We start from the raw sequence: 24,339 nt of genomic DNA on the forward strand, positions 1-24,339 counted from the left end.
GCAGCGTGGTCGCTCAATCAAAGCTCGCGGGCATTGAGAATGGCTTGTCCGCATCGACGACGAACATCACCAACTGCTCCAGGTCTCCAGAGCCGCTGCTCGTCAGTTGCATGACCATGCCCGGCTCGTGGCCTTTGAGGGCTTGGCCGGCGTCCAGCCGGATCTCTCCGTGCGAGCCCCGCTGAGTGAGCTGCCCCTTGAGGACGTAGAACGCCTCGGATCCCGGGTGGGTATGCACCGGCGTCTGGACGCCGGGCGGCCCGCCGGCGCGATTGATGCGTAGGCGGTAGGCGGAAGCGGTAGGGATCGACACCGGGCCTATCTCCGCGATCCTGGTTCCCCCGCTGCTTCCGCCCGGCGGTCCCAACGTAAACAGCCAGCTTCGCCCCCACGCCTGCGCCGCCAGGGCATAGGCGCCGGCCGCCGTCTGCGCCGCCGGGAGGCTTGGATAGGCCTCGATCCGCCAATAGAGCGCGCCGGCCGGAAGACGATCGACGACCTTCTCAGCGACCGGCTCCACAAGCATCGCGTGCTGCGCGCCCTGCGTTTCAAGGCCAGGCCCCAAGGATTGGGCGAGAGCCGCGCCGCCCCACAGGGCTGAGAGCAGGAAGAGCGTCGGCCACCTCGTCATCACTTCGACCTCCCGCCTGGGCTGGCGCAATCTAACCCCGGTCTGCCTCGCGGAATATCGGGTCGAACCCCTCATAGATCGCAGAAGCGCGCCACCCTGCCCTCTCCCACTTTGGCCAGAGTCCCGCTATATGCGCGCCCATGAGCGCCCAGCCTGCGAAGACCCTCGCCGAAACCGCCGCCGAATTCGGGCTGAAGCCCGAGGAATACGACCTGATCGTCAAGCGCCTGAACCGCGAGCCGAACCTCGTGGAACTGGGGGTCTTCTCGGTCATGTGGAGCGAGCACTGCTCCTACAAGTCGAGCAAGAAGCACCTCGGCAAGTTCCCGACCAGCGGCCCACGGGTGATCTGCGGCCCGGGCGAAAACGCCGGCGTCATCGACATCGGCGACGGCCAGGCCTGCATCTTCAAGATGGAGAGCCATAACCACCCCTCCTACATCGAGCCCTACCAGGGCGCGGCGACCGGGGTCGGCGGCATCATGCGCGACGTCTTCACCATGGGCGCGCGGCCGATCGCCTTGCTCAACGCCCTGCGCTTCGGCGATCCCTCGCACCCCAAGACCAAGCGCCTGGTCTCCGGCGTGGTCGCCGGCATCGGCGGCTATGGCAACTGCGTGGGCGTGCCCACCGTGGCCGGCGAAACCAATTTCCACCGCGGCTATGACGGCAACATCCTCGTCAACGCCATGTGCGTGGGTCTGGCCGACGCGGACAAGATCTTCTACTCCGCCGCTCCGGCTCCGGGTCTCCCGGTGGTCTATTTCGGTTCCAAGACCGGCCGCGACGGCATCCACGGCGCGACCATGGCCTCGGCCGAGTTCGACGACGCCTCGGACGAGAAGCGCCCGACCGTGCAGGTCGGCGACCCCTTCGCCGAGAAGCTGCTCATCGAGGCGACCCTGGAGCTCATGGCCACCGGAGCGGTCGCCGCCATCCAGGACATGGGCGCCGCGGGCCTCACCTCCTCGTCGGTCGAAATGGCCGGCAAGGGCGGGGTCGGCATCGAGCTCGACCTCGACCAGGTGCCCCAGCGCGAAGAGGGCATGACCGCCTACGAGATGATGCTCTCGGAAAGCCAGGAGCGCATGCTGGCGGTCCTGAAGCCCGGCCGCGAGGCTGATGGCTATGCGGTCTTCCAAAAGTGGGGCCTGGACGCCGCCGTCATCGGCAAAACCACCGACACCGGCCACATGGTGCTCAAGCATAAGGGCGAGGTAGTCTGCGACGTTCCGCTGGCGCCGCTGTTCGACGACGCCCCGCTCTATGACCGGCCCTGGACGGCCTCGCCCCAACTGCCGCGCCTGGCGGCTGCGGACGTCGAAGCGCCGGCGGACTACGCCGCCGCCGTGGTGAAGCTGATGTCCAGCCCGGACATGGCCTCCAAGCGCTGGCTGTGGGAGCAGTACGACCGCCACGTCATGGCCGACACCCTCGAGGACTCGGCCACCGGCGCGGACGCCGGCATGGTGCGCGTGCACGGCACGAAGAAGGCCCTGGCCGTCACCTCCGACTGCACCCCGCGCTATGTGCAGGCCGATCCCTTCGAGGGCGGCAAGCAAGTCGTGGCCGAGGCCTGGCGGAACCTGACCGCCGTCGGCGCCGATCCGATCGCCATCACCGACAACCTGAACTTCGGCAATCCCGAGCGGCCCGAGATCATGGGCCAGATCGTGCGCGCCATCGAGGGCATGGCGCAGGCCTGCCGCGACCTGGACTTCCCGGTCGTGAGCGGAAACGTCTCGCTCTACAACGAGACCAACGGCGCTGCCATTCCGCCGACCCCGACCGTTGGCGCCGTGGGCCTGATCCCCGACTACGCCCGCCGGGCCGACTTCGCCGGCATGCAGGAGGGCGACGCCCTGGTGCTGGTCGGCACGACCGTCGGCGAACTGGGCGCCTCAATGTACCTGCGCGAAGTCGTGGGCCGGGAAGCCGGCGCCCCGCCGCCAGTGGACCTGGCGCTGGAGCGCAAGATCGGCGACTTCGTCCGCCAGCTCATCGTTTCCGGTCAGGTCACGGTCTGCCACGACCTGTCGGACGGCGGCCTGATCGCCGCGGCCACTGAAATGGCCCTGGCTTCGAACCGCGGCTTCGCCCTGCAGCCCTCAGGATCGGTGGCCCCGCACGCCTTCCTGTTCGGCGAGGACCAGGCCCGCTACCTGCTCGCCGTGAAGGACGCCGGCCCGATCCTCGCCGCGGCCCGAGCGGCCGGCGTCGAGGCGACCGTGATCGGCAAGGCCGGCGGCCAGGAGCTGAAGGTCCAGGGCCTGCTGAGCCTGCCGCTGGCGGAGCTGCGCGCCGCCCACGAGGACTGGATGCCCGGCTTCATGGAAGGCTGACAGGGCTTTATGCGCTGGCCTTGGCCAGCAGCTCCAGCGCGGCGGCCGCGAACGCCCTCATATTGGCCTCGCGGTCATCAGAGCCGGTCTCGATCGTAGTCACGAACTCGATCGGACCGGAGATCGCGACGCAGGTGTGCCCCGCGGCGTCGCCATAGCCGTTGCCCGTAGGCCCCGCCGCGCCCGTCTCCGACACGCCCCAGGTGGCGGCGAACCGTTCGCGCACGGTCCTGGCCAGCAGCATGGCGTAGGGTTCGCTCGCCGAGCGCATGCCGGCCAGCGCTTCCTTCGGAATATCCATCAGCATCACCCGCGCCTTGGGCGTGTAGACCACCCCGCCGCCCAGATAATAGGCCGAGGCGCCCGGCACGCTGAGCAGCGCCGCGCTGATCAGACCGCCGGAAGAGCTTTCGGCCACAGCCACCTTCTGCCCCGCCGCCTTCAGTTGCGCGCCCACGACGGCGGCCTGGTCCATCAAAGATTGCACGGCGTCTCCTCACGATGTGCTTGGCCGCACGGCCGCGGCGGCTCATGATGCCGGCCAATTAAAACCAAGGCCATTATTCTCGGGAGGATTTGATGGACGCCCAATCGCAGTGGACCGGGCTCGACGCTGGCCGCCTGGAGCGGATCGGCGAGCATCTGGAACGGGCGTATATCGGCCCCCAGAAGATCATGGGTTGCCAGGTGGCGGTCGCCCGCCGCGGGCAGGTCGCCTATCGCAAGTCCTTCGGGTCGATGGATCTGGAGCGCGGCAAGCCGATGGCCGACGACGCCATCTTCCGCATCTACTCCATGACCAAGCCGATCACCTCGATCGCGCTGATGATGCTGTATGAACAGTGCCACTTCCAGCTCAGCGACCCGGTCAGCCGCTACGTCCCCTCCTGGCGCAACCACCGCGTATGGGTGTCCGGCGAAGGCCCGGACATGGTCACCGAAGAGCCCCACCGCCCGGTGTCCTTCCGTGATGTGCTCAGCCACACCGGCGGCTTCACCTATGGCGGCGGCCTGCCCGGCGTCGGCATCCAGCATCCGGTCGACAAGATCTATCGCGAGCTGAAGATCCGCAGCTCCGCGACAGAAGACTCCATGACCGCCTTCCTCGACAAGCTGAGCCAGGTGCCGCTGCTCTACCAGCCGGGCGCTCGCTGGATGTACTCGCTGTCGACCGACATCTGCGGCGCCCTGGTCGAGGTGATATCCGGCCGTCCCTTCGACGAGTTCCTGCAGGAAGAGATCTTGGGCCCGCTCGGCATGAAGGACACCTCGTTCTTCGTCGCCCCGGAAAAGCTCGACCGGTTCTGCGCCAACTACCAGCGCGGCCCCGACAAGAAGCTCAAGCTGATCGACGATCCGGCCACCAGCGCCTTCACCAGGAACCCCGTCTTCAAATCCGGCGGTGGCGGCCTGACCGGCACCATCGACGACTATATGCGCTTCTGCGAGATGCTGCGCCGCGGCGGCGAGCTGGACGGCCACCGGCTGATCGGCCCGCGCACCCTCGAGATGATGCACATGAACCATCTGGCCGGCGGACAGGACCTGTCGACCATGGCGATCGGCGCCTTCTCGGAAACCTCCAATGACGGCGTCGGCTTCGGGCTCGGTTTCGCCTCCACCAAGGGCCAGACCCAGACTCAGACCCTGGGCGTGGGCGACTACTATTGGGGCGGCGCGGCCTCGACCATCTTCTGGGTCGACCCGAAGGAGGAGCTGAGCGTGGTGTTCATGACCCAGCTCATGCCCTCGAGCACCTTCAACTTCCGCGGCCAGCTCAAGAGCCTGATCTATTCGGCGATCGTGGACTGACGCGAAGGGGACGTCAGTGGACCTGCTGGTCAACATCGACGTCCCCGACCTCGCCGCCGCGGAGGCCTTCTACTGCGGCGCGTTCGGCCTGACCGTGACACGCCGGTTCGGAGAGGGTGGCGTCGAGCTCTCCGGCCTGCCGGTGAAGCTCTATCTGCTGGTCAAGGCTGCCGGCTCGCTGGGCGCGGGCCAGGATCGCCGCAGGTACGAACGGCACTGGACGCCGGTCCACTTCGACCTCGTCACCGAGGACCTCGAGGCGACGCTGGCGCGGGCGCTTGCGGCCGGAGCCAGGCTGGACGCCCAGCCGACCACTCATTCCTGGGGCAGGATCGCCCTGCTGGCCGATCCGTTCGGCAACGGCTTCTGCCTGCTGCAGTTCCTGGGCCGCGGCTATGACGAGATCGCCCCGGCGCTCTAGGCTTCCTCAAGAGAACCCTTGGCCAATTAGCGGTTTTGAGCTTTCTGACCCGGAAAGTCTCATTGAGTGGAGCCCTCCCATGCCCATGTCCGTCGCCGATCTGGAATCGAACCTGAAAGAAGCCTTCCCGGACGCCGACATCGCCATCGAAGACCTGGCGGGCGACGGCGACCATTACCGCGCTCGTATCGTCTCCTCGGCCTTCGCTGGCCTTTCGCGGGTCAAGCAGCACCAGCTCGTCTATGCGGCCCTGAAGGGCAAGGTCGGCGGCGAACTCCACGCCCTGGCCCTGGAGACCTCAAGCCCCGCTTGACATGCGTCAAGCGGTGAGACGCCGCAGCGCTTGACCCAGGCGCGCCGGCTCCCTAGCTCTCAGATGAATTCTTCAAAGGCCCGTCCCATGACCGATACCGCGCCCGCCAACCCCGTTCACGACTTCATCGCCAAAGCCGTGGCGGACAATCCCGTGGTCCTGTTCATGAAGGGCGTTCCCGACGAGCCCCGCTGCGGCTTCTCGTCCTCGGTGGTCCAGATCCTCGACCACCTGGGCGCGGACTTCGTCGGCGTGGACGTCCTGCAGAGCGACGCCCTGCGCGAAGGCATCAAGTCCTTCACCGATTGGCCGACCATTCCGCAGCTCTACGTGAAGGGCGAGTTCGTCGGCGGCGCCGACATCGTGCGCGAGATGTTCCAATCGGGCGAACTGAAGACGTTCCTCACCGAGCAAGGCGTCCTGGCGGCGTGAGCCGCCTGCTGGAGCCGCCGCCCGGCCGTCAGGTCTTCACACTGAACTTCACGCCGGTTCCCTCGGATATCGACGAGAATGGGCACGTGAACAACGTGGTCTATGTCCGCTGGATTCAGGACATGGCCACGTCTCACTGGCATGCGCGCCAACTCGCGGAAGAACAGGCCAGGTGGGCCTGGATCGTGCTGCGGCACGAGATCGACTATCGCCGCGCGCTGATGCCGGGAGAGACCGCCACCGCGCGGACCTGGGTCGCCGACGCTCCCGAGGGTCCCAGGTTCGACCGCTTCGTGCGGATCGACGGCCCTGACGGCGCCATGTGCGCCCAGGCGCGAACCGTCTGGTGCATGATCGACCAGGCGAGCGGCCGACCCAGGCGCGTGACGCCCGACATCGTCGCACGGTTCGTGTGACGGGGCCCTGGCCGGCCCCAGCTCTGATCTAGAGGCTCGGCCCTCAGACTCGTGGCAGGCTGCGCCGGCATGGCGAGCGCAAAACCCCCCGGCACGGCCGGCGCCCTGGAGGCGAGCGACCTGAGGAGCCGATTGATCGGCCCCTTTTCGTTCACTTGGCCGCTGGGCGAGTGCGTGGCGATCGAGGGGGAGTCCGGTGCTGGCAAGAGCCTCTTCCTCCGACTGCTCGCCGATCTCGATCCCAATCAAGGCGTCGTGCGTCTTTGCGGCGCGGTCCGCAACGAAATGACCGCCACGGCGTGGCGACGGCTCGCGCCCTACGTCCCAGCCGAGCCCGGATGGTGGGATGACCAGGTCGAGGCGCACTTCGCGGTCGAGGACCGCGACCGCCTCGCCGCGCTGGCCGATGCGCTTGGCCTGCCGCACGACCGCTGCGCCGGACCTGTGGCCCGGTTGTCGACCGGCGAGCGGCAGCGCTTGGCCCTGATCCGCGGGCTGCTGCTCGAGTCCCCTCTCCTGCTGCTCGACGAACCGACCGGGCCGCTGGACCCCGACGCTACCCACCGGGTCGAGACCCTGCTCCGCGCTCGCGCCGAAAACGGCATGCTGGTCGTCATGGCCACCCACGATCCGGGCCAGGCCGAGCGCCTCGGCGCCCGTCGTTTCCGCATGCACGCCGGAAAGCTGGAGCCGTTCTCATGACGCCCATCAGCCTGACGCCCTGGGACCTGGCGGCGGCGGGCTCGCTGATCGCCTTCGATGCGGTTCTCTCCATCGCCCTGCGGCTGGACCTGCACCGGCGCATCCTGTGGGCCGCGGCGCGGATGGTGGTGCAACTGCTGGCGATCGGCGTCCTGCTGCGCTTCGTGTTCGACTCGCGCCATCCCGCGCTGACCGTGGCGATCGTCGCCGCCATGGCGGCCATAGCCGCGCGCGAGATGACGGTCCGCACCGAGCGACGCCTCCCCGGCCCCGTCGGCTTCGGCCTGAGCCTCGGCGCGGTGATCCTGGCCACGCTGGTGGCCCTCGGACTGGCCCTGGCGACGGCGATCCGGCCAACGCCCTGGTATGATCCGCGCTATGCGATCGCCATCGCCGGCATTGTCCTCGGCTCGGTGCTGAACGCAGGCAGCCTGACCTTGGACGGCGTGCTGTCAGGTGCGGCCCGCGAGCGCGCGGCGATCGAGGCCCAACTAGCCCTCGGCGCCAGCTTCCGCGCGTCCACGGCGCCGCTGTTGCGCGAAGCCCTGCGCCGCGGCCTGCTGCCGGCGGTCAACCAGATGTCGGCGGCCGGCGTCATCACCCTGCCCGGCGCGATGACCGGCCAGATCCTCGCCGGCGTCGAGCCCATGGAGGCCGTGAAGTACCAGATCCTGCTGATGTTCCTGCTGACCGGAGCCAGCGCCCTCGCCGCCGTGGTCGTGGGCTTCGGAGCGATGCGCCTCCTGACCGACGATCGACAACGCCTGCGCCTGGATCGGCTCGTAAGTTAAGTGCCAGGTCCGGTCCAGGCGATCAGCGGATTGAGCAGGAAGACCGCCTCAGGCCTTTCTATGCCGAGTTCGGCCCAGGTGAAGGTGAGCTCCGCCTTGCCCATCGCGAAGGAGCGGCAGGCGTCCAGCCGTTTGCGCGCCAACGACAGCGTCGCCGCCTGCAGCCGTCGCTCGAGATAGAAGGCGAAGTCCTCCTTCTTCGTGCAGCCGTTCGAGGCGACCTCAATGACCAGCGCGTCCTTGCCCGCGCGCGCGGCGTACAGGTGCTCCAGTTCGGGATGGGGCGCGGGCGCGCTCCTCGCCGTCGGGCCAGGGACGGTGGCGCAGCCCGCAAGCAGACCCAGCCCGGCGATAAGCAGCAGTCGTCGATTCATCGGCGCAGTCGGCCACAGACCCGCGTAAAGCAAAAGGCCCTGGATCGCTCCAGGGCCTTCGCATTCCGTTCGATCTTCGCGCCGGGTTAGGACGCGTAGAATTCGATAACCAGGTTCGGCTCCATCTTCACCGGGTACGGGACCTCGGAGAATTCCGGAACGCGGACGAACTTGGCGGTCATGCCCTTGAGATCGACCTCGACATAATCCGGAGTGTCACGCTCGCCCGACTGCAGGGCTTCCAGCACCAGGGCCATGTTGCGCGAACGCTCGCGCACGGAGATCACGTCGCCGACCTTCACGCGGTAGGAGGCGATGTTGACGCGCTTGCCGTTCACCAGGACGTGGCCGTGGTTCACGAACTGACGGGCGGCGAACACGGTCGGCACGAACTTCGCGCGGTAGACGACGGCGTCCAGACGCGATTCCAGCAGGCCGATCAGGTTTTCCGAGGTGTTGCCCTTGCGACGAGCCGCTTCGGTGTAGGTACGCGAGAATTGCTTCTCGGTCAGGTTGCCGTAGTAGCCCTTCAGCTTTTGCTTGGCGCGGAGCTGCAGGCCAAAGTCCGAAACCTTCGACTTGCGGCGCTGACCATGCTGGCCGGGGCCGTAGGCGCGTTGGTTGATCGGGGACTTCGGGCGACCCCAGATGTTTTCGCCCATCCGGCGGTCGATTTTGTACTTGGCGCTCTGGCGCTTCGACATAAGTCGTCTCTTTCAATTTCGACCCGGGCCGGCGCCCCCATTAGTAGGGACGCGATCTCAACGGCGGCTTCCAGATCATCCGTCATAACATCGCAGGCCGCAGGGCTGGCCCGGCGGCGCGAAGGGGCGGTGTATGGCCTTCGGGCGGCCAAGAGTCAATTGGGACGGCAGCGCGCCTTGCCGAGCAGATCGACGCGGCAGCGGGTGGCGGTCTTGCCCTGGCTGTCCTCGACCACCGTATTGCCTAGCACGTCGCGGCGCACGCTCACGCTCTCACCATCGCTATAGGTGGCGGTGCGATTGCCCAGGGCGTCCCGGCGGACGGTGACTGTCTCTCCGTACTGGTCGATCCAGATCGTATTGCCCAGGACGTCCTTGGTCGCGGTGACTTCGTTACCATAGACGTCGTGGCAGACCTTTCGGCCCGCATCGGTGCGGCAGGAGACCTGCGCCGCGGCCGGGCCGGACATCGCGGCCAGCGCGACAAGGGTCAGGACGAGTTTCTTCACTGCGCGCGCCTCTAGCTTTGCCTTGGCTCACCCTACAGGCCGCCGGCCGCCGGTGCGAGCCGATAGGCGATCAGCCGCCTCCGCAGCTTGCGCCCACCAATGCTTCACCATCTCCCCCGCGTCGCCAGGCTTGGCGAGCCGCATGGCCTGCCCGGCCCACAGCGAGATCATCCCAGGATCACCTGCCTTGGCGGCCGCGGCGCGGAGGGGCTGGGTCAGGCGGTTCTGCACCGGATAGGCCGGAGCCTCTTCCTCCATCGCTTTCGTCTCCCGCATGAAGCGGTTCTCGATGCCCCGCGCATAGCGTCCGGTGAAGGTGCGGGTCAGCCGTGTCGACTCATCCCCTGCCGCGACGATCGCCTGCCGCCAGGGTTGGCTTGCAGCGGTCTGGTCGGAGAGCAGGAAGGCGGTCCCCAATTGCGCCGCGGACGCGCCGAGCGCCAAGGCCGCCGCCACGCCACGGCCGTCCATCATCCCGCCCGCCGCGATCACCGGCAGATCGACGGCATCGAGGATCAAGGCGGTTAGCGCCATGGTCCCTACGAGGCTGGCATCCAGTTCGGCGAGGAAGTGCCCGCGATGCCCGCCGGCCTCAAAGCCTTGGGCGCAGATTCCATCGGCCCCGGCCGCCGCCCAGGCCCTGGCTTCCGACACATTGGTCGCCGTGCCGATCACATGGGTCCCGGCCGCCTGAAGCCGCTCGACCTGAGCGTGGGCGAGGACTCCGAAAGTGAACGAAGCGACCGGCGGCCGGGCGGCGATGAGCGCCTCCAGTTGGGCTTCGAAATCGGGCGCATAACTGTTCGGGCGGGCCGGCAAGGGCTCGCCAAGGGCGGCGTACCAGGGCGCGAGACGCTCCAGCGCCTTGTCGACCACCTCGGCGCCAGGCGCGGCCGGCGGCGCCATCAGGAGGTTCACCCCGAACGGCGCATCGGTCTGGGCCCGAAACGCATCGACCTGCGGCCCGATGGCGTCGGGCGCCGTAGCCCCCGCCCCCAGCGAACCCAGCCCGCCAGCGCGCGACACCGCCAGCGCCATCTCCGGGCTGGACGCGCCGACCATGGGCGCCTGAAGGATCGGAATGGGAAGGCCGTCCAACAGCGCCCGCAAGGTCATCCCTTGTTCTCCACGTCTCTCTGGCGAGCCAGCTTCTCCAGCGCCCGCCCGCGCCCCCTGGAGAGGGCCGTGACCACGCCGCGGAAGGTCCGCACCTCCTGGTCGGAGAACCGGGCCCGGCCGAGCGCGGACCTGAGGTTCTGGACCATGGAGGGCTTCTTTTCCGGCGGATGGAAGAAGCCCGCCTCGTCCAGCTCACGCTCCAGGTGTTCATAGAGGCCAAGCAGCGCAGAAGCCTCGGCCGGCGGCGGCCCGTCGCGGAAGGCCGGCGGCGCGCCGGTCTCCACCGTCATCCGCCACTCATAGGCGTTGATGGCGACGGCCTGGGCCAGGTTCAACGACCGGAAGCGCGGGTCGATCGGCAGGGTGACCACCGCCTGGCAGAGCGCGATGTCCGATGTCTCCAGCCCGGCCCGCTCGCCGCCGAACAGCAGGCCGACGGCGCGGCCGCCCGCCACTTCGCGCGAGAGATTCGCCGCGGCCTCGCGCGGAGTGATCACCGGCAGTTGCAGCTCCCGAGGCCGGGCGGTGGTCGCATAGACCAGATGCAGATCGGCGATGGCGTCCTCGACGCTCTCATAGACTCGGGCCGCGTTCAGCGGCCATTCCGCGCCCGACGCCGCGGCCCAGGCCCGCTCCTGCGGCCAGCCGTCACGCGGATTGACCAGGCGCAGGTCGGCCAGGCCGAAGTTGGCCATGACTCGCGCGACGGCGCCGATGTTCTGGGCCAACTGCGGCACGTTCAGGATGATGCAGGGAGGACGAGCGGTTTCCATCGCCGGGTTTTGGGATGCGAGCGGCCAGGAATGCAAGCACAGCCTGCGCCGAAAGGCCCGCCTGCGGGGGCTTTATCCGCCCTCCCGCTCTTTGCGTCTCGCCGCGGGGCTAGTATACGGCCAGCACCCTATCCGTAACGTCCCCTGGAGCCCTTTGCCCTCATGGCTAAGATCAAAGTCGCGAACCCCGTCGTAGACATCGACGGGGACGAAATGACCCGCATCATCTGGAAGTGGATCAAGGACAAGCTGATCTTCCCGCATCTGGATATCGACCTCGACTACTACGACTTGGGGATCGAGCATCGCGACGCGACTGAGGACAAGGTCACCGTCGAGGCTTCGGAGGCGATCAAGCGCCACGGCGTCGGCGTGAAGTGCGCCACCATCACCCCGGACGAAGCCCGCGTGGAAGAGTTCGGCCTGAAGAAGATGTGGAAGTCGCCGAACGGCACCATCCGCAACATCCTCGGCGGCGTCGTCTTCCGCGAGCCGATCATCTGCAAGAACGTTCCGCGCCTCATCCCGGGCTGGACCCAGCCGATCATCGTCGGCCGCCACGCGTTCGGCGACCAGTACAAGGCCACCGACTTCCGCGTGCCCGGCAAGGGCAAGCTGACCATGAAGTGGGAAGGCGAGAACGGCGAGACCCTCGAGCACGAAGTGTTCGACTTCCCGGGCGGCGGCGTCGCCATGGGCATGTACAACGTCGACGAGTCGATCCGCGAGTTCGCGCACGCCTGCCTGAACTACGGCCTGACCCGGAAGTATCCGGTCTACCTCTCGACCAAGAACACGATCCTCAAGGCCTATGATGGCCGCTTCAAGGATATCTTCGCCGAGATCTACGAGGCGGAATATGCCGCCAAGTTCAAGGAAGCGGGCCTGACCTACGAGCACCGCCTGATCGACGACATGGTGGCCTCGGCCCTCAAGTGGTCGGGCGGCTTCCTGTGGGCCTGTAAGAACTACGACGGCGACGTCCAGTCCGACCAGGTCGCCCAAGGCTTCGGCTCGCTGGGCCTGATGACCTCGGTCCTGATCACGCCGGATGGCAAGATCATGGAAGCCGAAGCCGCCCACGGCACCGTGACCCGCCACTACCGCCAGCATCAGCGCGGCGAGTCGACCTCGACCAACTCGATCGCCTCGATCTTCGCCTGGACCCAGGGCCTGAAGCACCGCGCCAAGCTCGACGGCAACGAGGCGCTGGCCCACTTTGCCGACACCCTTGAGAAGGTCTGCGTCTCGACTGTCGAAAGCGGCTCGATGACCAAGGACCTGGCGCTGCTGGTCGGCGACACCCAGGGCTGGCTGACCACCGAGGGCTTCATCGACAAGGTCGCCGCCAACCTCGACGTGGCCCTGGCCAAGTCGGCCGCCTGAGACGGCTATGAACGCCCGCGCGGCAAGAGACATCGATCTCGGTCGCGCGGTCTTTCGGCTGATCGTCACTCTGATCGTGGGAACGGCGCTGGCCTTCGCGGCCGCGCCGTTCTTCGCATTCAGGGCCGTGCAGGCCGCCGCCCGGGATGGCGATGGGCATGCCCTGAGCCAGCTCGTCGATTATCCCGCCGTCCGTCAGGGTCTGCGCGATCAGGTCGGGACGGAGCCTGTCGCCGCGCCTGCTCCGCCGGACATCTGGACCGATCCGGTCGGCGCGGTGAAACGCGCCATCGAGCCGATCGTCCCGACGCCCCGCTCAGTGGAGCCGTACCTCAGCGCATCGGGCCTCTACGCGCTTTCGCGCGGCTACGCCCCCAGTGCGGCGCCGGCCGGCGATGAGGGCCGCAGGCCGCCGCGTTTGCGCTATTGGGATCCGAACCGCGCGCGATTCCTGGCCCGCCCAAGAGGCGAAAAGGATCCGGCGAAGAGCGTCGTCTTTACCTTCGAGCGCCGCGACTGGTTTACCTGGAAACTGGTGCAGATTCGTCTTCCGGAGCACCCATGAGACTGGTTCTGGCGGCCATCGCCGCCTCTACCCTGGCTGGCCCGGCGCTCGCCCAGACCTGCGCCATTCCCCGAGACATCCGCGCTCCCGTAGCCAGTCCGCCCCCTACCCGCGAGATCGTCAGGGACGCGCCGACCGCCTCGTACATGCTGGCGCTCACCTGGTCGCCTCAGTATTGTGCGGGACGGCAGAACGCCCGCAGCGCGCAGGTCCAGTGCCGCGACAACCGCTTCGGCTTTGTCCTGCATGGGCTTTGGCCCAACGGCGCCGGCTCACGACATCCGCGCTACTGCGCGCCGGCTCAGGCGCTGCAAGTCTCGACCGTTCGCAAGCATCTCTGCATGACGCCCTCGGCCGATCTGCTGCAGCATGAATGGGCGGCGCACGGAGTCTGCGGATGGCGAACTCCTGAGGCCTATTTCAAGCAGGCGGCCGAGCTTTGGGGCGGCCTGCACAAACCTAGCCTCAGCTTCGCGAACGGCCGGGCGACGACGGCCGGCGAGATCCGCCGCGCCTTCGTTGCGGCCAATCCCCAACTGCGCCGCGACGGGCTCTATGTGAAGGTCGCCAAGGGCGGTTGGCTGGAGGATGTCCGCGTCTGTTACGACCTGCGGTTCCGGCCCACGGCCTGCCGCGGCGGCCTGGGCGCGCCTGACAGGGCGACGGTGAAGGTGCGCTCGGCCCGGCTCTGACCCTTCTTCGAACTTGACCGCAGGACCTGCGCCGCCATCCTTTGGCCCGTCCCCAGCTCGGAGAGAAAAGTGATGCGCACCGTTCTTGCGGCCTGCCTGCTTGCCGCCGCCACGCCCGCCGCCGCCGCCGAGGTCTGCTCCGCCTGGCGGCCGGCGGAGAATATCGGCCAGCTCGACACCAGCGTCGTGAACGAAGCCAGCGGCCTGGACGTCTCGGCGCAGTTCCCGGACCGGCTCTACCACAACAACGATTCCGGCGACGGCCTGCGCTTCTACGTCTCGCGCATGAACGGCCAGGATGCCCGGACGGTCGAGATCGAAGGTCCCAAGCCTGTCGATATCGAAGAGCTATCCCTCGGGCCGTGCGGGGATGAGGGCCAGTGTCTCTACCTGGGCGACATCGGCGATAATCCGGCCCGGCGGGACGAGGTGGCGTTCACCATCGTCCGCGAGGTCGAGAACTTCCCCGACAAGGTCACACCCTTGCGGGTCGTTCGTGCGCGCTATCCCGACGGCGCGCACAACGCCGAGGCCTTCGCGATCCACCCCGATGGCGACCTCTATCTGGTCACCAAGCCGGCCGACCGGCTGATGATGAATCCGGTCCCGGCCAAGGTCTATCGGCTGACCGCAACCCAGCTCCGCGCCACTGACCAGGTGCAGACCTTCGAAAAGGTCGGCGAGATCGACCTGCCGAAGATCATGGGAACCCGGCCCTTTCCCGGATCGATCCCCACCGCCATGGATATCAGCGCCGATGGCCGCCGCGTCATCCTGCTGACCTATATGGACGCCCTGGAGATCGGCCTGGACCTCAAGAACGGCCTGCCGCCGTTCGAGCAATGGACCGAGGGCAAGGACTACCGTGTGGTCGAGCTCGACACCCTGCCTCAGCAGGAGGCGGTCTCGTGGCTGCCCGACGAGACGGGCTTCCTCTACAACACCGAACTCACCCGCGGGGCGCAGACCGCGCCGATCAAGAAGGTCGCCTGCGGCGGCTGAGACGCAAAAGAAAAGGGCCGAGGTTTCCCTCGGCCCTTCGCTTAAGCCCTGGCCGCCTGCTCAGGCGGCGGCGAGAACGTTACGGCGACGGCGGATCGTCGCGCCGGCCAGGCCGAAGCCCGTGATCATCATCGCCCAGGTCGCCGGTTCCGGAACCGCCGACTGCATCGGCGCCTGCACATACTCGAAGTTGCCGCTGACAACCGCGCCGTACTTCTTACCAGGGGTGGTGCCGAACCAGCCTTCGTTGAAGCTCGTCGGGTTCAGCGTCACCTTGAGCTGACCTCCGTTGCCGAAGGTGAAGATTTCCGGGGCGTCCCAGGTCACCGCGCCGCCCTGGCTGATGACGAAGTTGAAGCCGAAGGTTTCACCTTCGACCGGGCCGCCCGACCAGGGGCCGTCCGGCTGCAGGAAGTTGAACTGAACGGCGATGTTGCGCGGCGAGGTGTCTTCACCCCAGGCGACGTCCGTTTCGTTCGTCCAGATGGTGAACAGGCCGATCGGGCCCGAGTTGTCACCGACGTCAAGGTCGAAGTTGAAGGAATTGTAGAGGCCGGTTTGGACCTCAAGGCCCGAGCCGCTGTTGTTGGCCGTCACGTTCGCGACATTGCCAGAGAAGGTGACAGCCGCTTCAGCCGCCGGCGCGGCGGTGAAGCTCAAAGTCACGGCCGCAGCCGCGGCAGGCAAAAACTTAAGCATAAGAGCCATCCTAAACAGTGATCCTGCGCCACCTGGCGCCCCTGGGATGGTGAACTAAAGTTTAACATCTTTTACGGCAACGCTGTTCGCCTGAGAAGCGCATTCCCCGGACGACATTCAACGAGCATCGTTCATTTGCCACCAGAACTTGCTCCGGTCGGGCGAGCAAAACCCCCGCAAGCCGGGCTGAAAGGCGCCTCCAGGAATCAGAAATGGCGCGCAGGCCACGCCCACGCGCCATCTTCAGTTGCAGGCCAGGAGGGGGCCTAGACGGAGAGGATAGCCTTGATCGCGGCGAGGCCCTCGGCCGCCTTCGCGCCGTCCGGAGCGCCACCCTGGGCGAAGTCCGGTCGGCCGCCGGCGCCCTGCCCGCCCATCGCCTGGACCGCCGCCTTGGCGAGGTCCACCGCGCTGAACTTGCCGGCCGCCGAGCCGGTGACCGCGACGGTCACCGCCGCCTTGCCGTCAGCCGCCCCCACCAGGGCGATGACCCCGTCGGCGAGCTGCTTCTTGAACTCCTCGGCGATCGGACGCAGGTCCTTGCCGCCGACGCCTTCCATCACCCGGGCGATGACCTGCACGCCGCCGATCTCCTCGGGCCCGGAAGCCCCGCCGCCGCCCCCGCCCATAGCGAGTTGGCGCTTGGCGTCGGCCAGTTCCTTCTCGAGCTTGCGGCGCTGGGCCTCCAGCGCTTCGACGCGGGCGCCGACCTCGGCCACCGGGACCTTGAACTGGTCGGCGAGCGACTTGGCGACGCCGGCCTGATCCACCAGCCAGCGGCGCGCCGCCTCGCCGGTCAGCGCCTCGATCCGACGCACGCCGGCGGCGACCCCGCTCTCCGAGATGACCTTGAAGAGCGCGATGTCGCCGGTGCGAGCCACGTGCGTGCCGCCGCAGAGTTCGACCGAATATTTGCCCTCGCCGCTCAGCGCCTGCCCCAGCGACAGGACCCGGACGCTCTCGCCGTACTTCTCGCCGAACAGGGCCATGGCCCCGGCCTCGATCGCCTTTTCGGGCGCCATCTCCTCGGTCACCGCCGGCAGGTTCTGCCGGACCACCGCATTGACCTCGGTCTCGATCCGATCGAGTTCCTCGGCCGTCACCGGGCCGCCGTGGCTGAAGTCGAAGCGGATTCGCTCGCCATCGACCATCTGGCCCTTCTGAGAGACATGCGGCCCCAGCACGTTGCGCAGGGCCGCGTGCAGCAGGTGGGTCGCCGAGTGGTTGGCGCGGGTCGCGGTGCGCAGGTCCGGATCGACCGCCAGCCGCACCTCGGCGCCGACCGACAGTTCGCCCTGCAGCACCTCGATCTCATGGACAAAGAGGTCGCCGGCTTGTTTCTGGGTGTCGAGCACGCGCGCCTTGCCGCCCGCCCACTCGATCTCGCCGACATCACCGGCCTGGCCGCCGCTTTCGGCGTAGAAGGGGGTGCGGTCGAACACGGCCAGGACGGTCTCGCCGCTCGTGGCCTTCTCGACCCCGGCGCCACCCGACACCAGGGCCAGCAGCTTGCCCGTCGCCTCGGTGGTCTCGTAACCGAGGAATTCGGTGGCCCCAAGCCGATCGCGGATGCCGAACCATTCGGCCGCCTGGGCCGCCTGGCCCGAACCGGTCCAGGCCTCGCGCGCCAGTTCGCGCTGGCGCTTCATGGCGTCCTCGAAGCCGTCAAGATTCACGCTGAGCCCCTTGGCGCGCACCGCGTCCTGGGTCAGGTCTAGCGGGAAGCCGTAGGTGTCATAGAGCTTGAAGGCGGTTTCGCCGGACAGCATGTCGCCCGGCTTCATATTGGCGGTCGCCTCGTCCAGAAGCGCCATGCCGCGGCCCAGGGTGCGGCGGAAGCGCTCTTCCTCCTGGCGCAGGGTCTCGACGATCACCGGCTCGGCGCGGCGCAGTTCCGGATAGGCCTCGCCCATCTCCGCCACCAGCACCGGCGCCAGGCGGTGCATCAGCGGCTCCTCGGCGCCCAGCAGGTGCGCGTGGCGCATGGCCCGGCGCATGATCCGGCGCAGGACGTAGCCGCGGCCTTCGTTCGACGGCGAGACGCCGTCGGCGATCAGGAAGCTCGTCGAACGCAGGTGATCGGCGATGACCCGGTGCGACGGGCCGTTGGTGCCGTCGCCGACGAGGTCCTTCGAAGCCGCGATCAGCGTGCGGAAAAGGTCGACGTCATAGTTGTCGTGGACGCCCTGCAGCACCGCGGCGATGCGCTCCAGGCCCATGCCGGTGTCGATCTGCGGCTTGGGCAGGTCGATGCGGCGGCCGTCGGCGAACTGCTCGAACTGCATGAAGACGAGGTTCCAGATCTCGACGAACCGGTCGCCGTCCTCGTCCGGGCTGCCCGGAGGACCGCCGGGGATGTGTTCGCCGTGATCGTAGAAGATCTCCGAGCACGGCCCGCAGGGGCCCGTGTCGCCCATGGACCAGAAGTTGTCGTTGGTCGCGATGCGGATGATCTTCTCGTCGGGCAGGCCCGCGATCTTCTTCCAGAGCGCAGCCGCCTCGTCGTCGGTGTGATAGACGGTGACGCACAGCTTCTCGGGCGGAAGCTTGAACTCCTTGGTCAGCAGGGTCCAGGCGTGCTCGATCGCGCCTTCCTTGAAATAGTCGCCGAAGGAGAAGTTCCCCAGCATTTCGAAGAAGGTGTGGTGGCGCGCGGTGTAGCCGACATTGTCCAGGTCGTTGTGCTTGCCGCCGGCGCGGACCGACTTCTGCGACGAGGCCGCGCGCGGCGCAGGCGGCGTCTCGGCGCCCGTGAAGTAGTTCTTGAACGGCACCATCCCCGCATTGACGAAGAGCAGGGTCGGGTCGTTCTGCGGAACGAGCGGAGCCGACGGAATGATCAGGTGATCATTCTTTTCGAAATAGCCCAGAAACGCGGTCCTGATCTCGTTAAGGCTCGGCATGGCTCGTCAGACGTTGGAAACGGAAGAAATAGATATGGGAGCTCGCCTGTCCGGCGCCGCCCCATCGGCGACCGTTTACGGATTTTGGCGGCCCCCGCAAAGAAAAAGGACGCCTGGACGGTCTGCGTCCAAGCGTCCTTGCGCATCATCGGCGTCCGTGCGGGGGCATGCCCGCCGGGCGGGTCCGGATGTCGGGTTGGAGGCCTCTCCGGTTCCGGTGGGCTGTGACGGCCGGCCGGCGATGCGAACCTAGTCCTCGTCAGAACCCTCGTCACCGGTCGGGCCGACCAGCAGCTCTTCCTCGATCGCCTCGCGGGCGCCGCGCACCTGACGCTCGATCTGATTGGCGATGTCGGGGTTGTTCTTCAGGAATTCACGGACATTGTCGCGGCCCTGGCCGATGCGGGTGGAGTTCCAGGAGAACCAGGAGCCGGACTTCTCGATGACCCCGGCCTTTACGCCCAGGTCGATGATCTCGCCCAGCTTGGAGATCCCCTCGCCGTACATGATGTCGAACTCGACCTCGCGGAACGGCGGGGCCACCTTGTTCTTCACCACCTTCACGCGGACATTGTTGCCGAGGATCTCGTCGCGCACCTTCACCGAGCCGGTGCGGCGGATATCCAGGCGAACCGAAGCGTAGAACTTCAGCGCGTTGCCCCCGGTGGTCGTCTCGGGGCTGCCGTACATCACGCCGATCTTGTGCCGGATCTGGTTGATGAAGATCACCAGGGTCTTGGCCTTGGAGATGGACGCGGTCAGCTTGCGCAGCGCCTGGCTCATCAGACGGGCCTGCAGGCCGGGAAGCTGGTCGCCCATCTCGCCTTCGATTTCCGCGCGCGGCGTCAGGGCCGCCACGGAGTCGATGACGATGACGTCGATGGCGCCGGATCGCACCAGGGTGTCGGTGATCTCGAGCGCCTGTTCGCCGGTGTCGGGCTGGGAGACCAGCAGGTCATCCAGGTTCACGCCGAGCTTGTTGGCGTACTGCGGATCCAGGGCGTGCTCGGCGTCGACGAAGGCGGCCACGCCGCCGGCCTTCTGAACCTCCGCCACCACGTGCAGGGCCAGGGTCGTCTTGCCCGAGCTTTCCGGACCGTAGATTTCGATGATCCGCCCCTTGGGCAGGCCGCCGATGCCCAAGGCGAGGTCCAGGCCGAGGGAGCCGGTGGACACCGCCTCCACCTCGATATGGCTCTTCTCGCCAAGCTTCATCACCGAGCCCTTGCCAAAGGCCCGATCGATCTGCGCGATCGCCGCTTCCAGCGCCCGCTGCTTATCGCCTTCTTCTTTTCCCACGAGCTTCAACGCCGACTGACTCATTGCAAGGCGCCCCTTGTTCCATGATTCCAACCCGACAGTCCGACGCGGGTAGCGGCTGGCCGTCGAAAGAAGGCGTACGCGCTTTGTTCGCTGTTCACAAGATGTTCTTTTGGTGGCGCTCCAGCCTGTGCGTCCGGTTCTGACGCCGCTCTAGAAGTCGTATGCCACGGACAGCCCGACTTGCCGAGGCCGCGGGGCGAACGCTTGAATCTGGCGTCCCGTCGTGGCGAAAGACGGACGATCGGCGTCCGAAAGGTTTTCCACGAAGGCGCTGAGCGTCCAGCGTCTCGTGCGTAGGCTCCCCCGCGCGTTGAACAGCCAGTAGTCGCCGAGCGCGACGTCGTTTGCGCTCCTCCGATCGAAGGCGCTGTGGGAGCGGCCGACATAGGCGCCGTCGGCGCGGAGCAGGAGTTGCAGGCCTTCGCGAAGGTCGCGGCGGTACTCCAGCCACCCTTCCGCCGACGCCCGTGGCGCCGCGGGGATGCGGTCGCCGGCCGAGCCCAACCCCGCCCCTTCGGCGCTGGCCTGGTCGCGGGTCAGGACTGCGTCGGTCAGGGTCAGGCTCACACCACCCCGCACCATGGAATTGACGACGAAGCTGGTGTCCGCCTCCAGGCCCCGAATGCGCGCCTCGCCGAGATTGGTGATGAAGGCGAACGCGCCGTTGGTGCTGCTCGCGCTGTACTGCATGTCCTGCCAGTCGATCTGGTAGACGGCGGCGTTGAACACCACGCGGTTGTTGAACCACGAACTCTTGAGGCCCAGTTCGTAGTTCCAGAGGCTGTCCGGGCCATAGGCGGCCAGGTTTGGCGGCAGGCCAGGCACGGTGTTGATCCCGCCCGGGCGGAAGCCCTGCGAGGCCTGCGCATAGAGCAGCGCCGTCGGAGAGAGCCGCCGATTGCCTAGAATCTTGATGCTCCAGCCGTCCTCGCCGGTCGTGGTGGCGAAATTCGCTTCGGAGGTGTTCGAGATGACATTGACGACCGCCGCGTGGCCGATCGTGGCCTTGTCGTATTCGAAACGTCTCGCCCCCAGGGTCAGGGAGGTGTCGCGATCGGCGCCGAGGGTGACCTCCCCATAGACCGCGCGGTGACTCAGGCGACTGTCGACGATACGCCGCCCCGTATAGCCCTGCTCGAAATCCGGCTCGCCGGTCAGGTCGTCGCCCACGACGACCTGACTGTCGATGCGGTCCTTCCGGATCTCGTGGAAGACGCCGAGCGTCCAGGCCAGGAAACCCGGGTCGTCGGATTGCAGACGGACTTCCTGGACTTGGGCGCTGAGATTGATCGGCTGGTTCAGCAGGCCAGGCGCCCGGCTGTCCACATAGGCCGAATAGACGCCCAATTGCTGCCCCGTGCAGGCGACGGCCGCCGGCAGGTCCAGATAGCGCTTGCAACCGTCGGGGCTGTCGCGCTCGGCCAGCAGAGTTCCAGTGTAATCGATGCGCCGCAGGCTGTCCCAGGCATAGGCGGCGGCGTTCGCCGACAGCCGCATGCCTGCGATGCGCCAACTAAGCGCGCTGTCAAAGAGCTTCAGGCGGCTCTCGAACGGCATCCGCACGTAGTTCAGAGAGACGTTCGGGCGGGCGCCCAACGATCCCCCGCTGGTGTCGTCATCGTGCGCGTCCTGGTAGCTGGCCGAGAGATTGACCTGAAGGTCCTCGGTCGGCTCCAAACCCAGGCCCAGGCGTGCGCCCCAGACCCGTCCGGCGTTGGCGTTCCGCACGCTCAGGCGATCATTGTCGACATATGCCGGCTCCGTGCGCCGATAGGCGGTGAGCCGTACGCCCAGCTTGTCGGCGATCAGAGGCTGGTTGATCACCAGGCTCTGTCCCCCGCCCCACTCGCCGGAGTTGGTATTGAGCTCGGCCAACGCCGTTTCGCTCGCCTGGGCGAGATTCGGCCGCTTGAAGATGACCTTCAGGGCGCCGCCCATGGCGCTCGCCCCATAGAGCGTGCCCTGCGGCCCTCGCAGAAGCTCGAGCCGCTCGACGTCGACCAGAAGCAATTCGGGCGACGAGCCGCCCGGGTCGGCGGTGGTGCCGCTCGGGCCGGTCACCGGAACGTCGTCGTAGTAGAGGGCGGTCGTGGCCTCGCCCGAACCGTACACGCCGCGCAGGCTGAAGCGATTGCGCCCGGTCCCGGTGCTGGTCTGGGTCAGGCCCGGCAGCAGCATCGCCGCATCGCTGAAATCGGCCGCACCGGCCCGCGCCAGTTCATCCCCCGACAACGCCCGCACCGACATGGGCGTCACTTGGTCGAGCGTCGGCCGGCGGCTGGCGGTGACGACTACGCTCTCGACCTCGGCGATCGGCTCGACGGGGGAGTGCGTCGGCGCACCTTCGATGAGGTAGCGGCCCTGGAACTGCCGCCAGGTGAGGCCTGAGCCTCGAAGGAGTTCCCTCAGCGCGATGTCCGGGCTCATCCTGCCCGATAGCCCGCTGGTTCTCCGTCCCGCGACGAGGTCAGGACTGAACAGGATGTCGCGGTCGCTCTGGGCGGAAAACGCGGTGAGCGCACGGTCGAGCGGCAGGCCGGCGGGGATCGAGAACGCGTGTGCGCCTTCGGCCGCAAGCGCTGGTCCGCCCGACATCGCCAGGGCGCCCACCAAGATCCCGAAACGGACAAAATTCAACAGGCGCACAGCTCCCCGCCGCCTGCACTTTTCACGGCCCGCCACAGACAAGCTAGCCCGCTCTGGCGGGTCTTTGGTTGTTTATTCGCCACAGCACTGTGGCGACGGGATCGACGGGAGCTGTGCCCGAAAATCCAGCATCGCCTGGTTTTCGAACAAGCCCTACCGCTAGGTCGTTGACCTCCACAGCGCCTTCAACAACCATGACCGCAATAAGACAAGTGGGGTGTGGAGTTCAGATGTCTTGGCCTGAAAGGTCCGGGGCCAGGAGTGAGCCGGAAGGACTCGCGTACGCCTCACTTCCGTACCAGCAGGCGCTCAGGGCGTTCTTCCGCCGCCGCACGGACGGTCATGAGATCGACGACCTGATCCAGGAAGTTCTGCTTCGGCTCCACAACCGTCGGCGCGGCGGCGAGGTGGCCAATCTGTCCAGCTTCATCTTCCAGACCGCCACCAATGTCCTGCTCGACCGTCGTCGTCGCGACACCGTTCGCCGGCGGGGCGCGCACTGCGAACTGGAAGAAATCCACCACCCGCTCGACGAACTGTCGCCCGATCGAATCCTCCAGGCCAAACAGGAAGCTTCCCTCGCGATGGAAGCCCTCGCGGCCTTGCCGCCACGCACGCGCGCCGCATTCATGCTCGTGCGTTTCGAGGGCATGAGCTACAAGGGCGCCGCTGCTCAACTTGGCGTTTCAGTCAGCGCGGTCGAGAAACACGTTACAAAGGCCCTTCGGATCATTTCGACCCGGCTGCAGGAAAGCGATGAACGACAACCAACGACAAAACGGTCATTCCGGTAGTCCGGACGCCGCGTCGTGGTTCGTGCAACTGCAGCGTCGCCCCGACGACAGCGGACTGCGATGCGCCTTCGAGGCATGGCTGGCGGCCGATCCAAGCCACGCAGCCCAGTGGGCGCAGGTCAGCGGAACCTGGGAGCACCTGGGCGACCTGAAGGATGAGCCGGAGATCCTCGCGGCCCGCGAAGCTCTGCGCGCCGAACTCGCGCAAGCCCAGCGCCGGCCGAAGATGCGTTGGGCCGCTGGGATCGCGGCGATCGCCGTCGCAGGCGCCGCGGCGCTGGGGATCGGCTCCTGGCGCCAGGCCCAGCCGAAAACCGCCTCCTCCACCTCGCCGCCTGCGATGGCCGAAGTCATCGCGACCTATCGCACCCCGGTCGGCGGCCAACAGGCCGTCACCCTCGAGGACGGTTCCAGGATCACGCTGAGCACGGCTTCCGAAGTTCGGCTGACCGAGTGGGGCGCACGCCGCGCCTTCACGGTGGTGCAGGGCGAGGTCTTCTTCGAGGTGGCCAAGAATCCGCAACGCCCCTTCGTGGTGTCGGCCGCCGGGCGATCGGTGACGGCGCTCGGCACAGCCTTCGACGTCAGGGTCGATCCGGGTCAGTGGTCGGTCAGCCTGATCGAGGGCAAGATCCGCGTCGCGACGCGCGGCACCTCCATCGACCTCACGCCCGGCCGCGAACTGACGCAGATCGGCGACCAGCCCTGGACCATCGAGAACCGCGACGTCGCCCGGCTGGCCACCTGGCGAGAAGGCCACCTGATGTTCGACAATCGACCGCTCGGCTCGATCGTCCAGGAAATGAACCGCTATTCCACCCGGAAGGTGCAGATCGCGGACCCGGCCCTGGCCGCCAAGCCGCTGAGCGGCCGGTTCAAGTCGGGCGACGTCACCGGCTTCGTGGAAACCCTCGAGGCCTATGGAATGGCGCGCGGGGTCGAGACGTCCTCCACCACCATCGAGCTGCGCCCGCTCTCGGGCGAGTGAGG

At 67.3% G+C, this 24,339-nt stretch carries 25 protein-coding genes; 14 read left to right on the forward strand and 11 right to left on the reverse strand.

Annotated elements, in window-relative coordinates; all coding sequences use genetic code 11:
* Positions 1 to 13 precede the first annotated feature (13 nt).
* Entirely contained in the window at positions 14 to 631 is a 618-nt protein-coding gene (locus tag ABID41_RS16830; RefSeq protein WP_354298202.1) for a cupin domain-containing protein, read from the reverse strand.
* A 140-nt stretch (positions 632 to 771) separates the two neighbouring features.
* On the opposite strand from ABID41_RS16830, the gene purL reads away from it, so the two are divergent.
* Positions 772 to 2,973, forward strand: coding sequence for a phosphoribosylformylglycinamidine synthase subunit PurL (gene purL, locus ABID41_RS16835; protein ID WP_354298203.1), 2,202 nt, complete (start codon positions 772 to 774; stop codon positions 2,971 to 2,973).
* Between the two features lie 7 nt (positions 2,974 to 2,980).
* Here purL and ABID41_RS16840 read toward each other — a convergent pair whose 3' ends face one another.
* Complete coding sequence (locus tag ABID41_RS16840) at positions 2,981 to 3,448, reverse strand: CinA family protein (protein WP_354298414.1); 468 nt, start codon at positions 3,446 to 3,448, stop codon at positions 2,981 to 2,983.
* A gap of 104 nt (positions 3,449 to 3,552) precedes the next feature.
* Between ABID41_RS16840 and ABID41_RS16845 the strand changes: the two genes are divergently transcribed.
* From ABID41_RS16845 to ABID41_RS16875, 7 genes are all read left to right on the forward strand, one after another.
* Entirely contained in the window at positions 3,553 to 4,785 is a 1,233-nt protein-coding gene (locus ABID41_RS16845; RefSeq protein ID WP_354298204.1) for a serine hydrolase domain-containing protein, read from the forward strand.
* A 16-nt stretch (positions 4,786 to 4,801) separates the two neighbouring features.
* Positions 4,802 to 5,206: a VOC family protein gene (locus ABID41_RS16850; RefSeq protein ID WP_331931704.1), complete on the forward strand. Its 405-nt coding sequence runs from the start codon at positions 4,802 to 4,804 to the stop codon at positions 5,204 to 5,206.
* A 79-nt stretch (positions 5,207 to 5,285) separates the two neighbouring features.
* A complete protein-coding gene (locus tag ABID41_RS16855; RefSeq protein ID WP_331931705.1) occupies positions 5,286 to 5,519 on the forward strand; it encodes a BolA family protein in 234 nt (77 codons plus the stop codon).
* Positions 5,520 to 5,606: 87 nt separating this feature from the next.
* On the forward strand, positions 5,607 to 5,951 hold the full coding sequence (grxD, locus tag ABID41_RS16860; protein WP_331931706.1) for a Grx4 family monothiol glutaredoxin: 345 nt from the start codon (positions 5,607 to 5,609) through the stop codon (positions 5,949 to 5,951).
* Entirely contained in the window at positions 5,948 to 6,367 is a 420-nt protein-coding gene (locus ABID41_RS16865; RefSeq protein WP_331931707.1) for an acyl-CoA thioesterase, read from the forward strand. Before grxD ends, ABID41_RS16865 begins: the two co-directional genes overlap by 4 nt.
* Before the next feature lie 69 nt (positions 6,368 to 6,436).
* Entirely contained in the window at positions 6,437 to 7,069 is a 633-nt protein-coding gene (locus ABID41_RS16870; RefSeq protein WP_354298205.1) for an ABC transporter ATP-binding protein, read from the forward strand.
* Positions 7,066 to 7,860: an ABC transporter permease gene (locus ABID41_RS16875; protein WP_354298206.1), complete on the forward strand. Its 795-nt coding sequence runs from the start codon at positions 7,066 to 7,068 to the stop codon at positions 7,858 to 7,860. Before ABID41_RS16870 ends, ABID41_RS16875 begins: the two co-directional genes overlap by 4 nt.
* Here the strand turns inward: ABID41_RS16875 and ABID41_RS16880 are convergent.
* The 5 genes from ABID41_RS16880 to ABID41_RS16900 form a co-directional block, all read right to left on the reverse strand.
* Positions 7,857 to 8,234, reverse strand: a complete 378-nt coding sequence (locus ABID41_RS16880) for a hypothetical protein (protein WP_354298208.1) — start codon at positions 8,232 to 8,234, stop codon at positions 7,857 to 7,859. The two genes, ABID41_RS16875 and ABID41_RS16880, sit on opposite strands and share 4 nt — an antisense overlap.
* Positions 8,235 to 8,320: 86 nt before the next feature.
* Positions 8,321 to 8,938 (reverse strand): 30S ribosomal protein S4, encoded by a 618-nt coding sequence (gene rpsD / locus ABID41_RS16885; RefSeq protein WP_354298209.1) that lies wholly within the window; start codon positions 8,936 to 8,938, stop codon positions 8,321 to 8,323.
* 155 nt (positions 8,939 to 9,093) lie between these two features.
* On the reverse strand, positions 9,094 to 9,447 hold the full coding sequence (locus ABID41_RS16890) for a hypothetical protein (RefSeq protein ID WP_354298210.1): 354 nt from the start codon (positions 9,445 to 9,447) through the stop codon (positions 9,094 to 9,096).
* A 27-nt stretch (positions 9,448 to 9,474) separates the two neighbouring features.
* Positions 9,475 to 10,563, reverse strand: coding sequence for an NAD(P)H-dependent flavin oxidoreductase (locus ABID41_RS16895; RefSeq protein WP_354298211.1), 1,089 nt, complete (start codon positions 10,561 to 10,563; stop codon positions 9,475 to 9,477).
* Complete coding sequence (locus tag ABID41_RS16900; RefSeq protein WP_354298212.1) at positions 10,560 to 11,339, reverse strand: RNA methyltransferase; 780 nt, start codon at positions 11,337 to 11,339, stop codon at positions 10,560 to 10,562. Before ABID41_RS16900 ends, ABID41_RS16895 begins: the two co-directional genes overlap by 4 nt.
* Before the next feature lie 162 nt (positions 11,340 to 11,501).
* Between ABID41_RS16900 and ABID41_RS16905 the strand changes: the two genes are divergently transcribed.
* The 4 genes from ABID41_RS16905 to ABID41_RS16920 all read left to right on the forward strand — a co-directional run bounded on the left by ABID41_RS16905 (position 11,502) and on the right by ABID41_RS16920 (position 14,984).
* On the forward strand, positions 11,502 to 12,725 hold the full coding sequence (locus ABID41_RS16905; RefSeq protein ID WP_331932240.1) for an NADP-dependent isocitrate dehydrogenase: 1,224 nt from the start codon (positions 11,502 to 11,504) through the stop codon (positions 12,723 to 12,725).
* Positions 12,726 to 12,732: 7 nt separating this feature from the next.
* Entirely contained in the window at positions 12,733 to 13,290 is a 558-nt protein-coding gene (locus ABID41_RS16910) for a DUF2939 domain-containing protein (RefSeq protein ID WP_354298213.1), read from the forward strand.
* Complete coding sequence (locus ABID41_RS16915) at positions 13,287 to 13,982, forward strand: ribonuclease T2 family protein (RefSeq protein ID WP_354298214.1); 696 nt, start codon at positions 13,287 to 13,289, stop codon at positions 13,980 to 13,982. Before ABID41_RS16910 ends, ABID41_RS16915 begins: the two co-directional genes overlap by 4 nt.
* Before the next feature lie 72 nt (positions 13,983 to 14,054).
* Entirely contained in the window at positions 14,055 to 14,984 is a 930-nt protein-coding gene (locus tag ABID41_RS16920) for a hypothetical protein (protein WP_354298215.1), read from the forward strand.
* A gap of 60 nt (positions 14,985 to 15,044) precedes the next feature.
* Here the strand turns inward: ABID41_RS16920 and ABID41_RS16925 are convergent, their stop codons facing one another.
* From ABID41_RS16925 to ABID41_RS16940, 4 genes are all read right to left on the reverse strand, one after another.
* On the reverse strand, positions 15,045 to 15,683 hold the full coding sequence (locus ABID41_RS16925) for a PEPxxWA-CTERM sorting domain-containing protein (protein ID WP_354298216.1): 639 nt from the start codon (positions 15,681 to 15,683) through the stop codon (positions 15,045 to 15,047).
* 266 nt (positions 15,684 to 15,949) lie between these two features.
* Complete coding sequence (alaS, locus tag ABID41_RS16930) at positions 15,950 to 18,586, reverse strand: alanine--tRNA ligase (protein WP_354298217.1); 2,637 nt, start codon at positions 18,584 to 18,586, stop codon at positions 15,950 to 15,952.
* Positions 18,587 to 18,835: 249 nt separating this feature from the next.
* Positions 18,836 to 19,909 carry a recombinase RecA gene (recA, locus tag ABID41_RS16935; RefSeq protein ID WP_331932408.1) on the reverse strand — a complete coding sequence of 358 codons (1,074 nt, stop codon included), beginning with the start codon at positions 19,907 to 19,909 and terminating at the stop codon, positions 18,836 to 18,838.
* A 150-nt stretch (positions 19,910 to 20,059) separates the two neighbouring features.
* Positions 20,060 to 22,546: a TonB-dependent receptor gene (locus ABID41_RS16940; protein WP_354298218.1), complete on the reverse strand. Its 2,487-nt coding sequence runs from the start codon at positions 22,544 to 22,546 to the stop codon at positions 20,060 to 20,062.
* A gap of 239 nt (positions 22,547 to 22,785) precedes the next feature.
* Between ABID41_RS16940 and ABID41_RS16945 the strand changes: the two genes are divergently transcribed.
* Both ABID41_RS16945 and ABID41_RS16950 read left to right on the forward strand, forming a co-directional pair.
* On the forward strand, positions 22,786 to 23,349 hold the full coding sequence (locus tag ABID41_RS16945; RefSeq protein ID WP_354298219.1) for an RNA polymerase sigma factor: 564 nt from the start codon (positions 22,786 to 22,788) through the stop codon (positions 23,347 to 23,349).
* Entirely contained in the window at positions 23,312 to 24,337 is a 1,026-nt protein-coding gene (locus ABID41_RS16950) for a FecR family protein (protein WP_354298220.1), read from the forward strand. The genes ABID41_RS16945 and ABID41_RS16950 overlap by 38 nt, the downstream gene beginning before the upstream one ends.
* The last annotated feature ends 2 nt before the right edge of the window (positions 24,338 to 24,339 follow it).

This window comes from Phenylobacterium koreense (assembly GCF_040545335.1).
GTDB classification, from domain to species: Bacteria; Pseudomonadota; Alphaproteobacteria; order Caulobacterales; family Caulobacteraceae; genus Phenylobacterium; species Phenylobacterium koreense.

What these genes read in the sequence shown, in the direction of transcription:
- ABID41_RS16830 (WP_354298202.1), bottom strand. Translation starts at nt 631, where the DNA reads ATGACGAGGTGGCCGACGCTCTTCCTGCTCTCAGCCCTGTGGGGCGGC.
- purL (WP_354298203.1), top strand. Translation starts at nt 772, where the DNA reads ATGAGCGCCCAGCCTGCGAAGACCCTCGCCGAAACCGCCGCCGAATTC.
- ABID41_RS16840 (WP_354298414.1), bottom strand. Translation starts at nt 3,448, where the DNA reads ATGGACCAGGCCGCCGTCGTGGGCGCGCAACTGAAGGCGGCGGGGCAG.
- ABID41_RS16845 (WP_354298204.1), top strand. Translation starts at nt 3,553, where the DNA reads ATGGACGCCCAATCGCAGTGGACCGGGCTCGACGCTGGCCGCCTGGAG.
- ABID41_RS16855 (WP_331931705.1), top strand. Translation starts at nt 5,286, where the DNA reads ATGCCCATGTCCGTCGCCGATCTGGAATCGAACCTGAAAGAAGCCTTC.
- grxD (WP_331931706.1), top strand. Translation starts at nt 5,607, where the DNA reads ATGACCGATACCGCGCCCGCCAACCCCGTTCACGACTTCATCGCCAAA.
- ABID41_RS16870 (WP_354298205.1), top strand. Translation starts at nt 6,437, where the DNA reads ATGGCGAGCGCAAAACCCCCCGGCACGGCCGGCGCCCTGGAGGCGAGC.
- ABID41_RS16875 (WP_354298206.1), top strand. Translation starts at nt 7,066, where the DNA reads ATGACGCCCATCAGCCTGACGCCCTGGGACCTGGCGGCGGCGGGCTCG.
- ABID41_RS16880 (WP_354298208.1), bottom strand. Translation starts at nt 8,234, where the DNA reads ATGAATCGACGACTGCTGCTTATCGCCGGGCTGGGTCTGCTTGCGGGC.
- rpsD (WP_354298209.1), bottom strand. Translation starts at nt 8,938, where the DNA reads ATGTCGAAGCGCCAGAGCGCCAAGTACAAAATCGACCGCCGGATGGGC.
- ABID41_RS16895 (WP_354298211.1), bottom strand. Translation starts at nt 10,563, where the DNA reads ATGACCTTGCGGGCGCTGTTGGACGGCCTTCCCATTCCGATCCTTCAG.
- ABID41_RS16900 (WP_354298212.1), bottom strand. Translation starts at nt 11,339, where the DNA reads ATGGAAACCGCTCGTCCTCCCTGCATCATCCTGAACGTGCCGCAGTTG.
- ABID41_RS16905 (WP_331932240.1), top strand. Translation starts at nt 11,502, where the DNA reads ATGGCTAAGATCAAAGTCGCGAACCCCGTCGTAGACATCGACGGGGAC.
- ABID41_RS16910 (WP_354298213.1), top strand. Translation starts at nt 12,733, where the DNA reads ATGAACGCCCGCGCGGCAAGAGACATCGATCTCGGTCGCGCGGTCTTT.
- ABID41_RS16915 (WP_354298214.1), top strand. Translation starts at nt 13,287, where the DNA reads ATGAGACTGGTTCTGGCGGCCATCGCCGCCTCTACCCTGGCTGGCCCG.
- ABID41_RS16920 (WP_354298215.1), top strand. Translation starts at nt 14,055, where the DNA reads ATGCGCACCGTTCTTGCGGCCTGCCTGCTTGCCGCCGCCACGCCCGCC.
- ABID41_RS16925 (WP_354298216.1), bottom strand. Translation starts at nt 15,683, where the DNA reads ATGCTTAAGTTTTTGCCTGCCGCGGCTGCGGCCGTGACTTTGAGCTTC.
- alaS (WP_354298217.1), bottom strand. Translation starts at nt 18,586, where the DNA reads ATGCCGAGCCTTAACGAGATCAGGACCGCGTTTCTGGGCTATTTCGAA.
- recA (WP_331932408.1), bottom strand. Translation starts at nt 19,909, where the DNA reads ATGAGTCAGTCGGCGTTGAAGCTCGTGGGAAAAGAAGAAGGCGATAAG.
- ABID41_RS16945 (WP_354298219.1), top strand. Translation starts at nt 22,786, where the DNA reads ATGTCTTGGCCTGAAAGGTCCGGGGCCAGGAGTGAGCCGGAAGGACTC.
- ABID41_RS16950 (WP_354298220.1), top strand. Translation starts at nt 23,312, where the DNA reads ATGAACGACAACCAACGACAAAACGGTCATTCCGGTAGTCCGGACGCC.